Annotated in this window: 9 protein-coding genes and 1 pseudogene; 6 read left to right on the top strand and 4 right to left on the bottom strand. The window is 62.8% G+C overall.

Going from position 1 to position 11153, the window contains the following annotated elements; genetic code table 11:
- Positions 1-81: pseudogene (locus tag AC0L3H_RS25215) on the bottom strand (cobalamin-binding protein); the annotation flags it as partial.
- Between the two features lie 270 nt (positions 82-351).
- Between AC0L3H_RS25215 and AC0L3H_RS25210 the strand changes: the two are divergent.
- The 4 genes from AC0L3H_RS25210 (at position 352) to AC0L3H_RS25195 (ending at position 5553) form a co-directional block, all read left to right on the top strand.
- Entirely contained in the window at positions 352-1926 is a 1575-nt protein-coding gene (locus tag AC0L3H_RS25210) for a trimethylamine methyltransferase family protein (protein ID WP_473587258.1), read from the top strand.
- A gap of 107 nt (positions 1927-2033) precedes the next feature.
- Positions 2034-2705 (top strand): hypothetical protein, encoded by a 672-nt coding sequence (locus AC0L3H_RS25205; protein ID WP_473587257.1) that lies wholly within the window; start codon positions 2034-2036, stop codon positions 2703-2705.
- 137 nt (positions 2706-2842) lie between these two features.
- Positions 2843-3403, top strand: coding sequence for an RNA polymerase sigma factor (locus tag AC0L3H_RS25200; RefSeq protein WP_473587256.1), 561 nt, complete (start codon positions 2843-2845; stop codon positions 3401-3403).
- 2 nt (positions 3404-3405) lie between these two features.
- Positions 3406-5553 carry a vWA domain-containing protein gene (locus AC0L3H_RS25195; protein WP_473587255.1) on the top strand — a complete coding sequence of 716 codons (2148 nt, stop codon included), beginning with the start codon at positions 3406-3408 and terminating at the stop codon, positions 5551-5553.
- A gap of 111 nt (positions 5554-5664) precedes the next feature.
- On the opposite strand, the gene bmt is transcribed toward AC0L3H_RS25195, so the two are convergent.
- Both bmt and AC0L3H_RS25185 read right to left on the bottom strand, forming a co-directional pair.
- A complete protein-coding gene (gene bmt / locus AC0L3H_RS25190) occupies positions 5665-6681 on the bottom strand; it encodes a betaine--homocysteine S-methyltransferase (RefSeq protein ID WP_473587254.1) in 1017 nt (338 codons plus the stop codon).
- An 88-nt stretch (positions 6682-6769) separates the two neighbouring features.
- Entirely contained in the window at positions 6770-7612 is an 843-nt protein-coding gene (locus AC0L3H_RS25185; protein ID WP_473587253.1) for a helix-turn-helix domain-containing protein, read from the bottom strand.
- Positions 7613-7840: 228 nt separating this feature from the next.
- Here AC0L3H_RS25185 and AC0L3H_RS25180 point away from each other — a divergent pair, with 228 nt between their 5' ends.
- Both AC0L3H_RS25180 and AC0L3H_RS25175 read left to right on the top strand, forming a co-directional pair.
- A complete protein-coding gene (locus AC0L3H_RS25180) occupies positions 7841-8851 on the top strand; it encodes a fatty acid desaturase (RefSeq protein ID WP_473587252.1) in 1011 nt (336 codons plus the stop codon).
- Positions 8852-8936: 85 nt separating this feature from the next.
- Complete coding sequence (locus AC0L3H_RS25175) at positions 8937-9737, top strand: phosphate/phosphite/phosphonate ABC transporter substrate-binding protein (RefSeq protein ID WP_473587262.1); 801 nt, start codon at positions 8937-8939, stop codon at positions 9735-9737.
- Between the two features lie 3 nt (positions 9738-9740).
- Here the strand turns inward: AC0L3H_RS25175 and AC0L3H_RS25170 are convergent, their stop codons facing one another.
- Positions 9741-11108, bottom strand: coding sequence for a M24 family metallopeptidase (locus tag AC0L3H_RS25170; protein ID WP_473587251.1), 1368 nt, complete (start codon positions 11106-11108; stop codon positions 9741-9743).
- Between the last annotated feature and the right edge of the window lie 45 nt (positions 11109-11153).

Here is an 11153-nt window from a genome sequence, read left to right as displayed (position 1 = left end):
CCCGTCATAAAGGTCGTCGTGCATCTGCTGCACGAGTTCGTCGTCGGAAAGCTCGGAAAGGATGATCTCGTCGTCGGCCATTTTTAATCCAGCTCCTTGCGCACAGATGCAATTGCGGGGCCTCAGATATCACGTCAATACCTAACCCGCTACAGGCTTGCGTCCATAGCTGATTTGCGACTTCCCGCAAAAGGAAAGCGACTGCAAATCTATTGGAATTCTTGTCGATTTTGCGACAGGCGTTGGCGCTGGCGGGCCGTTTCGAATAGGGTGCATGACTACGATCCGGCCAGAAGCCGCGATATGCGGCCGTAATAATTGTGCCAGAACAAAAGTCAGGGAAGAACGATCATGAGTGAGAACGCGCCGGTCGACCAGGAAGCGTCAAACGCGCGGCGCGGGCGCGCCGCCAGTGGTGGTGCCGCTGCCCGGCGGGCGGCGCGGTCGGGTGGCGGCCCCGGCACCCAGCTCACCTACATCAAGCGCAAGATCAACGTCTATGAGGTGCTGGACGAGGAAGGGCTGGCGCTGATCGAGAAGAACACCGACACGGTGCTCGAGGAGATCGGCATCATCTTTCGCGACGACGCCGAGGCGCTGCAGCTGTGGAAAGAGGCCGGCGCGGACGTCAAGGGCGAGCGCGTGCACTTCCCGAAGGGGCTCTGCCGCTCACTTCTAAAGACCGCGCCGTCCGTCTACACCCAGCATGCCCGCAATGCCGAACGTTCGGTGCAGATTGGTGGCAACGCCACGGTCTTCGCACCGGTCTACGGCCCGCCCTTCGTGCGCGACCTCGACGGCGTCAGGCGCTATGCGACGATCGATGATTTCCGGAATTTCGTGAAGCTCGCCTATATGGCGCCGTCGATCCACCATTCGGGCGGCACGGTCTGCGAGCCGGTCGACGTGCCGGTCAACAAGCGCCATCTCGACATGATCTACAGCCACATCAAATATTCGGACAAGCCGTTCATGGGCTCGGTCACCGCGCCGGAGCGCGCCGAAGATACGGTTGCGATGGCCAAGATCGTGTTCGGCGACGATTTCGTCGAGAACAACACGGTGCTGACCAGCCTGATCAACGCCAACTCGCCGATGGTGTTCGACGAGACCATGCTGGGGGCGTTGAAAGTCTATTCGCGCCACAACCAGGCCTGTATCGTCACGCCGTTCATCCTCGCCGGCGCAATGAGCCCGGTGACGGTCGCTGGCACGCTGACCCAGGTCCTGGCCGAAGTGCTGGCTGGCGCGTCGTTCACTCAGCTGATCCGGCCGGGCGCACCGGTGCTGTTCGGCACCTTCGCCTCGTCGATCTCGATGCAGTCTGGCGCGCCGACCTTCGGCACGCCGGAGCCGTCACTGGTTTCCTATGGCGCGGCGCAGCTCGCGCGCCGGCTTGGCCTGCCGTTCCGCACCGGCGGTTCGCTCTGCGCCTCCAAAATCCCGGACGCGCAGGCAGCCTATGAGAGCGCCAACACGCTGAACTCGACGATCCTCGCCGGCACCAATTTCGTGCTGCACTCGGCCGGCTGGCTCGAGGGCGGGCTCGCTTCCTGCTACGAAAAGTTCATGATGGACATCGACCAGCTCGGCATGACCCAGAAGTTCTCCGAAGGCGTCGACCTGTCGGAGAACGGCCAGGCGATGGATGCCATCCGCCAGGTCGGCCCGGGCAGCCACTATCTCGGCTGTGACCACACCCAGGCCAATTTCCAGACCGCCTTCTACCGTTCCAGCATCGCCGACAACAATTCCTACGAGCAGTGGCTGGCCGAAGGCGAAAAGTCGGCACCGCAGCGCGCCAACGAACTCGCCCGCCGCTGGCTGGAAAGCTACGAGGCGCCGCATCTCGATCAGGGCATCGACGATGGGCTGAAGGACTTCATCGCCAGCAAGAAGGCGTCGATGGCCGACGCCTTCACTTGAAAGGAGCCCGAGTCAGGCGGGGCTAAAGTCGCCAACATCATCCACAAGGAAGTCTGGCGGAGCGCCTTCTCCGAGCCGGACAGGAAGGGATGATCCTTGAGCGCAGCATGGTCGAAGATACAGCGGCGGCGCTTTCCGCCCACGGCCTCATCCTGCGCGGCGGCTTCAATTTTGCAGGCGGTGAGGAAACACCCTCCGGTCTCTCCGGCGCTGCCGCCAGATCCGTCCTGCTGGTGGGGCAGGCGGGCGCCGCGCTGTGGCCGCATTTTCTGCGCTGGCGGGAAGGCCAATCGCAAACTGTTGCCGATCCGCTCGATGCATGGTCGCGCGAAGTGATCGGCGCAGTGGCGAAGACATTCGGCGCGCGCGCCGTTTCGCCGTCCGACAGACCGTATCTGCCGTTCCAGCAATGGGCGATGCAGGCGGAGGGTCTGAAACCGTCGCCGCTCGGCATCCTCATGCATCCGCAATACGGGCTCTGGCACGCCTATCGCGGCGCGCTGCTGTTCGAGGACGAGATTGCGTTTGGGGAAACTCGCGAAGTGGTTCACCTTTGCGATGCATGTGTCGACAAACCTTGCCTGAAATCCTGTCCGGTCGATGCCTATTCTGCGGATGGTTTCGCGCATGGAACATGTCTGGCGCATGTACGTGGGCACAACGGCGCGGCTTGCCGAACCGGCGGTTGTCTCGACCGCAACGCCTGTCCCTACGGCGCGGCCTATCGCTATTCGCCACAGGTTCAAGCCTTTCACATGGTCGCGTTCGCGGGCCTGTAGCGTCGCCGAATGCCGCACGAAACTTGAACACCGCATCGCGACCCCGATAGCCCGCTGGTGGTCATCTGACCGCCCTGCAAAAAAATCCTTCCATCATCCCAAGGAATCGCCATTAGCCTTCGTCCAACAGGCAAATGATGGCGATGATGCTGGATGAAAGCGAAGCCTCCGACGCCGAGCTGATCGGTCGTGCGAAGGGCGGTGACAGGGGGGCTTTCGGCAAATTGCTCGAAAGGCACTATGACTTCGTCTATCGCGCCGCCTATCGCTGGTGCGGGAAAAAGGCCGATGCCGAGGATATCGCCCAGGAAGTCTGCGTCCGGCTCGGCCGGGCGATCCGCGACTATCATGGCAGCGGCGCCTTCACCACCTGGCTCTACACCATGACGCTGAATGGGGCACGCGACATGATGCGCAAGAGCGTCCGCGAGGCGATCAAGACCGAAGCCTATGGGGCTTACGAGCTGATCTCGGGAGAGGCCCCGGCCGAGCCCGAAGATCCAGCCGAGGCGCTTTGGGTGGCGGTGCGGATGCTGCCGGACAAGCAGCGCGATGCAGTGCTGCTCGTCTATGGCGAAGGGTTGAGCCACGCACTCGCTTCCGAGGCGATGGGCATCTCGGAGACGACGGTTTCCTGGCACATCCATGAAGCGAAGAAACGGTTGAAGGCGCTCATGCTTTCAGCCGGGGAAGTGTGATCATGGTCGACGACAACGAACTCAACAGGCTGCGCGACATCGCAGCACCGCCGCCCGGTACCGCGGCGAAGGGGCGTGCCTTAGGGGCGGCCATGCGTGCCTACGACATGGGCGAAAAAACTTCACCTGCCGCCCAAGGATCGGCGAAAGGGCTTCGTCTCACAGAGCGAGCACAAAAGCTCTGGAGCGAAATCATGCAAAAGAAACTCTTCGCCACGCCGGCCATTGCCGGGCTCGTCGCCCTGCCGATCGCCGGATACGCCACGATCTATATGCTGCAGGAGCAGCCGTTCTATTCCGGTGGGAACGAGAAGATCACCGAAACGCTGGCCGATAAACCAGCGGCTAAAGCGCCGGCAACGGTGAGGCCGCTCACCGTAGCCGAGGCCGACAAGCGGAAGAAAGCCGATGCCGACGCCGAAAACCGCGTCGCAGCCGAGGCGCTTGTCGCGCCGGCATCGCCGCCGAAGCCACAATCGGCTGCCGGCGGGTTGGCGCAGCAGGACGCTCTGGCCCGCAATGCGGCGCCCGAGCCGGCACCTGCGCCGAAAGGTGAGTTCGCACAGGATGGTGGAGCTGCGCCGTCTGGCAGAGTGATGATGTCTAATTCTCCTCCGAAAGCCGACGGAGCCACGCAGGCTGGCCGCATGCAGGGCGCTGAATCCAAGTTGATGGCTCAGCCTTCGACCGCCCCAGCTGACCAGATGCCGCTCCCAGAGCAAAACCGCGACCGCGTCGAGGATTTCAAGAGCAATCCGGTGCGTGTCGCGCTCGAAGACCCGGTCTCGACCTTCTCGATCGATGTCGACACGGCCTCCTATTCCTTCGTGCGGCGCTCGCTCAGGGAAGGTGCTTTGCCGCAGGCCGACACCGTCCGCGTCGAGGAGATGATCAACTACTTCCCCTATCACTGGAAAGGTCCGGACGTTGCCTCGACGCCGTTCAACTCGACCGTCAGCGTCATGCCGACGCCGTGGAACGAGCACACCAGGCTGATGCATGTCGCCATCAAGGGTTTCGACGCCAAGCCGGCCGAGCAGCCCAAGGCCAACCTGGTCTTCCTGATCGACGTGTCGGGCTCGATGAACGAGCAGGACAAGCTGCCGCTCCTGCAGTCGGCCTTCCGGCTTCTGGTCAACAAATTGAAGCCGGACGACACCGTCTCGATCGTCACCTATGCGGGCGATGCCGGCACTGTGCTGGAGCCGACGAAGGTTTCGGAGAAGGACAAGATCCTCAATGCCATCGACACGTTGGCGCCCGGCGGCAGCACGGCCGGCGAGGCAGGTATCAGGCAAGCTTATCGGCTGGCGCAGAAATCCTTCGTCAACGACGGCATCAATCGCGTGATGCTGGCGACGGACGGCGACTTCAATGTCGGCCAGACCGACGACGACGATCTGAAGCGGTTGATCGAAAAGGAGCGCAAGACCGGGGTGTTCCTGTCGGTGTTCGGTTTCGGCCGCGGCAACCTGAACGATCAGATGATGCAGGCCATCGCCCAGAACGGCAACGGCACCGCCGCCTATATCGACACTTTGGCCGAGGCGGAGAAGGTGCTGGTCGAGGATGCGTCCTCGACATTGTTCACCATCGCCAAGGACGTGAAGATCCAGGTCGAGTTCAACCCGCAAAAAGTCTCGGAATACCGGCTGATCGGCTACGAGACCCGCGCCTTGAATCGCGAGGATTTCAACAACGACCGCGTCGATGCCGGCGAGATCGGCTCTGGCCATTCGGTCACTGCGATCTACGAGATCACGCCGAACGGCAGCGGCGGCCAGAAGATCGATCCGCTGCGCTACGGCCAGGCGTCCGTGAGCAATGGCGGCGTCGCCAATGCCGACGAATATGCCTTCGTCAAGATCCGCTACAAGCTGCCGAACGGGGATGCCTCGAAGCTGATCACCACGCCGGTGACATCGGCCAACGAAGTGGCTGATTTCGACCAGGCCAGCATCGACCAGCGCTTCTCCGTTGCCGTCGCAGCTTTTGGCCAGAAGCTGCGCGACGAGGATGCGACCGCGAAGTTCGGCTACGACAAGATCATCGAGATTGCCACTGCCGCCCGGGGAGCCGACCCGTTCGGGTACCGGTCCGAGTTCCTCTCGCTGGTGCGCCTTGCCTCGGCGCTCGGCGGTAACCGGTAGTGGGTGTGACGGCCGGTTTTCCTCAGATGGGATCGTTCTGATACGGAAAACCGACCGATGGGCGGTGAGGCAGGCCGGCAGGGAAAACCTTGCCGGCCTTTTTCAATTGCGTCAGGCGCGGCTGCGCCGGCGCTCGCGGCGGGCTTCGCTGGTCTCGACGGTGTTGACCGTCGCCTGCTTGTTGCGCATCGGGCCGATGCGCTCGACGATTTTTTCGACGGTCGGGCGATCCGACCTTGTGTGCGCATCGAGTGCCCTGCGCATGGCGGCGAGGTGGGCGAACGAGGTGCCGCAGCAGCCACCGACGATTTTGGCGCCGGCATCGACGGCCAGCCTGACATAGTCGGCCATCAGTTCGGGGGTGCCGGAATAATGGATTTCGGCTCCGCGGAATTCCGGAATGCCGCAATTGGCCTTGACGATCACCGTCGCCTCCGGCTTCGCCTCGGTCATGTCGAGCAGTGAAGCGAGGATGTCGGAGGCGCCGACGCCGCAATTGGCGCCGACACCGAGCGGCGCCTGCGGCAGCCCATCGGCGACGCCATGGATGTCCTTCGGCAACAGCCCCATCATGGTGCGGCCGGCGGTGTCGAAGGAGCCGGTATAGGTATAGGGCAGGCCGACGCGGATCGCGGCTTCGGCTGCGGCGCGGATTTCGTCCGGCGCCGACATGGTCTCGATCCAGGCGACTTCGGCGCCGCCGGCCTTCAGGCCCTCGATCTGTTCGGCAAAGGCCTCGACCGCCTCGTCATAGGTCATGGCGCCGAGCGGCACCAGCAACTCGCCGGTCGGGCCGACCGAGCCCGCCACGATGACCTTGCGGCCTGCTTTATCGGCGACAGCGCGGGCGATCTCGGCGGCGCGCTTGTTCAGCGCATGCACGCGGTCTTGCGCATGATGCAGCTTCAGCCGGTGGCGGGTGCCGCCGAAGGAGTTGGTGAGAATGATGTCGGCGCCGGCATCGACGAAGTTCTGGTGCAGGCTGGTGATGGTGTCCGGCGCCGTTTCGTTCAGCAACTCTGGAGCCTCGCCGGCCTCGAGCCCCATGGCGAACAGATTGGTGCCGGTGGCGCCATCGGCAAGCAGGACGCCCTTTTCGGCAAGCAGCGCGTCAATTGGATTGGTCATTGGAAATACGCCTTCCGGGATTCTTTGTCGAGATAAGGATATAAAGAAATCTTTATATGGCGTCAATGTTGGTGCAGGACGCAAGCCGTCAAAATCGCATTTCCGCCAGCCTTTGCGTGAAGCTGGCTGCTTCGTGCGCATTGATATTGGCGGCGCGGATCAGATTGTCGAAATGGCTGGTCAGCGTGCGGACCGGCTGGGTCGCGTTCAGCACGAGATACATGTCGCCGACGTAGATGGCGGCGCGATAGGGCCCGAAGATGGTGTAGGGGATCGAATACCGCATCCGCCCGTCATAGAGAAACAGGCGGAAGGTGGGATAAAGGTCGTCGAGCAGCGTCGCCATGTGCAGAAGCTGCTGGTGGCGGGCGGCCTCAGGGAAACGGTCCCAGACGCCCAGGCCGCGCGCAAAGATCTCCAGCGTGTGGCGCGGCATGCAGACTTCCATGTCGGTTTCCGGCCGCCGGTTGTAGTCGATGCGGTACTGCGTCTCGCCGGCCTGGGCCTCACGGCTCTTGTTGGTGATACCAGCCTCGTAATCGACGAGCGCTTCGGTGCGCAGAAGATCGGGAATGCCGGCCGGCACGTAACGGATTTTCGTGCCGGCGGCCTCCGCATGCCACCTGGCCAGCAGCGTGCGGTCGAAGCCGTCAGGCGCTTCCTCGATCTCCAGGCTCTCGCGGATTTCACCGGTGACGCCTTCGTCCTGGCTGAGGCCGAGCAGCCAGTCGAGCGACACTTTGAATTCGGCGGCGATGTTGAGCAGCGTTTCGGCGCGGGGCAGGCGTGTCGAGGTGCCGGACAGCAGCTGCGAAAGCGCCGAGCGGTCGATGCCCACCGCAGTCGCGAAAGCGGACTGGTTCAGATCCGATCGTGTCAGGAGCATTTTCAGGCGCTCCCGAAAGACCGTCGACAGGTCGCGTTTGTCCATGTCGTCATTCCAGCCATTGGGAGAAAAAAAATTCGCCGAACCCGCAAACGTGGCACTTTGGGCGTAAATGAATCCTCAAGTCTGTTTACAATAGATAACACATGCGGCTGAAAATGCGCAATCGCAACATTTTGTGCGCTTTGTCGCGTTGCAGCATCACGACGCTCCTGACACAATGCTGTCAGGAATCAAAACGGTTCCGGCGACTGGAAGGGCAGTGGTCGATCCATGACGAGCAGGAGTAACAGACGACGCAATGCACCGGCCATCGAATGGCCGACCGTCTTCCTCGCGTTTTTCTGCTACGGCACCTGGCTCGCAGCCGGCCTGTTCCTGTGGCCGTCCTATCCGCTGCTGGCGCTCGTCGTCCTGGCCCTGATGGCGGCGCTGCAATCCTCGCTGGCGCACGAAGTCCTGCACGGCCATCCAACCCGCAATACGCAGCTCAACGAAGCTTTCGTCTTCCTGCCGATTGGTCTTGTCTGGCCGTTCCGGCGGTTCAAGACCATTCATCTGCGCCATCATGCCGACGAACGGCTGACCGATCCGCTTGACGATCCTGAAAGCTACTACAAGGCGCTGTGGCACCATGACGAATTGCCGCCGGCGATGAAGTTCCTGCTGAAGATCAACAACACCATGATCGGCCGGCTCATTCTCGGCCCGTGGCTGTCGTGCACCGGCTTCTTCATCGACGATGCCAGGCAGATGCTTGCCGGCGACAAGGTGATCCGCAAGGCATGGCTGCTGCACGCCATCGGCCTCGCCGTGGTGCTGCCGGTCGTGCAGTTCGGCTTCGGCATCCCGCTATGGCTCTACATCCTGGTGCCGGTGTGGCTGGGCCAGTCGCTGATCTCGATCCGCACCTTCGCCGAGCATCAGTGGTCGGAGCATCCGGAAGGCCGTACGGTGATCGTCGAACGTTCGCCGCTGTCGTTCCTGTTCCTCAACAACAATCTGCATTTCGTTCATCACAAGAGCCCGACGGTGGCCTGGTATCGGCTGCCGAAGCTGTTTCGCGAGCGCCGTGACGAGTGGCTGCGGATGAACAATGGCTATGCCTATCCGAACTATTTCGCGCTGCTCAAGGCATATGCCTTCAAGGCCAAGGAGCCGATCGTCCACCCGGTGCTGCGGCGCACGCCGGAACCGGGCCGGGCGTTCAAGCCGCGCGTCAGGGCGCGCAGCCTCAATGGGCTTGGCAGTGCGCCGGTACCGGCCGAGCCGCCGAAAGAATGAATTTTTGGGTATTGCCGGCAGCGATGCCCAGGTGCGCGTCAATGGCCTCGTCAATTTTTCTCAGCGTATCGATCAAAGTCCCGGCATGAGCGATTTCGTTGCCGGCTTGCCGATGTACGACTGGTCTGAAATGCGGAGCGAGGTCGACGCCCAATGGGCGCGGCTGCGTGATGCCTTCCGGCAAAAAGGCATCGACGCGCCGCAGACCATCGCTCGCGTCAATGCCGATCTGCGGCCTGTGGAAGGCGGCATCCGCGACGCCGCCGGAAAGGTCATGGCGCCCGATCCGGCGACGCTGCCGCCGGACGAGTTGGATTTTTTCGGCCTCTGGCTGCATCCGGCGCTGCTGTTCGCACAGACCTGCTGGGGTCCGATGGAACTCGGGCTGGCGACGCATGTTCAACTGGTCGGCCAGCCGCGTTACGACGCGTTCGAGGGCGGGCAGGGTGAACTCTATTCGAGCGCGCTGGTGATGCGTGCAGGTGAAGCGCCAACGGTTGGCTCACCGTCCGACGGCAGTCCGCTCATCCCGCTCGATGTCCTGCGTGGCAAGCATTTTACCTTCAACAGCCTCGATTCCATGTCGGGCATTATCGCGCCGGCGCGTGACCTGGAGGCGCTGGGCGAAAGCCTGGACATCTTCTCCGAGCGCAGCGAAAGCGGTGGCCACCGCGCCTCGATCGTCGCCATTGCCGAGGGCAAGGCCGATGTCGCGGCCATCGACTGCCAGAGCTGGGCCAATGCGCGGCGCTTCGAGCCGGCAGCGGAAGCGGTCACAGTCGTCGGCTGGACAACGCGGCGCAAGGGCCTGCCGTTCATCACTGCCAGAACGACACCGGAAAAGATCGTGGAGGCGCTGCGCGAGGCGGTCGCGGCGACCGCATAAAAATCAGTCGCCGAGCAGCCGCTCGTCGAGCGGATAGGTCGAAAGCTGCTCGTTGCCGGTTTCGGTGATCAGGATCTGCTCTTCGATCTTGACGCCCTCGCGTCCGCCAAGCCGGCCGATATAGCTCTCGACGCAAAGCACCATGCCCGACACAAGCACGCCGTCGGGCGTGTCGTTGGTCCAGTCGATGGCATGCGGCAGCGTCGGGTATTCGTCGGCCAGGCCGACACCGTGATAGAGCACGCCGTAACGCGCCGGGAAACAATCTGCGGGCGGCACCGCCGAGCGTTCGACAAGATCGCGGAACGATGTGCCCGGCTGCATCAGGCCGATGTTGTGGGCGATCTGATCGGCGGCGATGCGAAACAGCTCGCGTTGCTCGTTGGATGGCTCGGTGTCGCCGCAGAGCCAGGTGCGCGACAGGTCGGCGCAGAAACCGTAAGGGCCGATCAAATCGGTATCGAAAGCGACGAGATCGCCGGCTGCGATCGTTCGCGACGAGCATTCCTGGAACCAGGGATTGGTGCGCGGGCCGGACGTCAACAGCCGGGTTTCGACCCATTCGCCGCCACGCGCGATGTTGCCGCGGTGGAGTTCGGCCCACAGTTCGTTTTCGGAAATTCCTGGCCTCAATGCTGCTTCCATCTCGCCCATCGCCGCCTCGCAGGCGACGATCGACCGGCGCATGGCCAGGATTTCGTCGGGCGATTTGATCAGGCGTGCATTTTCCATCAGCGCTTCGCCATTGCCGATCGAGATGCCGAGGCGGGCGAGCGCTTCGACGCCCTCGGGATTGATGTGATCGACGGCGATGCGGCCGATACCGCCGCCATGCTGCTTGACCAGATCGGCGATCCCGGCGGCCCAGCGGCGGACTTTTTGCTCGGTGAGTTCGCCGCTGTAGAGATAGATCCATGACACTGCCGGCCGAACCTCGTCGACGACGCCGGAGTGGTCGGAAAGGTGCTCGCAGGAAAAATAGTCGAACAGCACCACCGGACCTTCGGTGGCAACGAAGCAATGTCTTGTCGGATTGTGTGCGACCCAGAGCTGCATGTTGGTCGAGTCGGTCGCATAGCGGATGTTGATCGGATCGTAGAGCAAGGCTCCCGCATAGCCGCGGCGCTTCAGCTCGGCGCGGATGCGGTCGAGCCGGTATTGGCGCATGGCGGGCAGGTCGGGAGCAGCAATGCCGGCGGCGTGCCACTCGGCTTCCGCCAGTGCGCCGTAGCCAAGCACATGCTGGTTGAGTTCAGCGGCCTTCTGCCGCGACTTCAGGCGCAACGCATCGATTGAGCCTGCTTCGTCTGGCTCGAATGGCGCGATCCTGCGATGACGACCGAACCGTCGCTCGACGCCCGGATCGCTCATTTTCCTATCCTCCCGATATCAATCGGCCGCGCGGGTCAGGCCCGA

This window comes from Mesorhizobium sp. WSM4816 (genome assembly GCF_055811535.1).
Note: the sequence above shows the minus strand (reverse complement) of the source record. Positions and strands in the feature narration are given on the sequence as shown.

Excerpts from the sequence above, each read along its gene's own strand:
- AC0L3H_RS25210 (WP_473587258.1), top strand. The coding sequence starts at position 352 with ATGAGTGAGAACGCGCCGGTCGACCAGGAAGCGTCAAACGCGCGGCGC.
- AC0L3H_RS25205 (WP_473587257.1), top strand. The coding sequence starts at position 2,034 with ATGGTCGAAGATACAGCGGCGGCGCTTTCCGCCCACGGCCTCATCCTG.
- AC0L3H_RS25200 (WP_473587256.1), top strand. The coding sequence starts at position 2,843 with ATGGCGATGATGCTGGATGAAAGCGAAGCCTCCGACGCCGAGCTGATC.
- AC0L3H_RS25195 (WP_473587255.1), top strand. The coding sequence starts at position 3,406 with ATGGTCGACGACAACGAACTCAACAGGCTGCGCGACATCGCAGCACCG.
- bmt (WP_473587254.1), bottom strand. The coding sequence starts at position 6,681 with ATGACCAATCCAATTGACGCGCTGCTTGCCGAAAAGGGCGTCCTGCTT.
- AC0L3H_RS25185 (WP_473587253.1), bottom strand. The coding sequence starts at position 7,612 with ATGGACAAACGCGACCTGTCGACGGTCTTTCGGGAGCGCCTGAAAATG.
- AC0L3H_RS25180 (WP_473587252.1), top strand. The coding sequence starts at position 7,841 with ATGACGAGCAGGAGTAACAGACGACGCAATGCACCGGCCATCGAATGG.
- AC0L3H_RS25175 (WP_473587262.1), top strand. The coding sequence starts at position 8,937 with ATGAGCGATTTCGTTGCCGGCTTGCCGATGTACGACTGGTCTGAAATG.
- AC0L3H_RS25170 (WP_473587251.1), bottom strand. The coding sequence starts at position 11,108 with ATGAGCGATCCGGGCGTCGAGCGACGGTTCGGTCGTCATCGCAGGATC.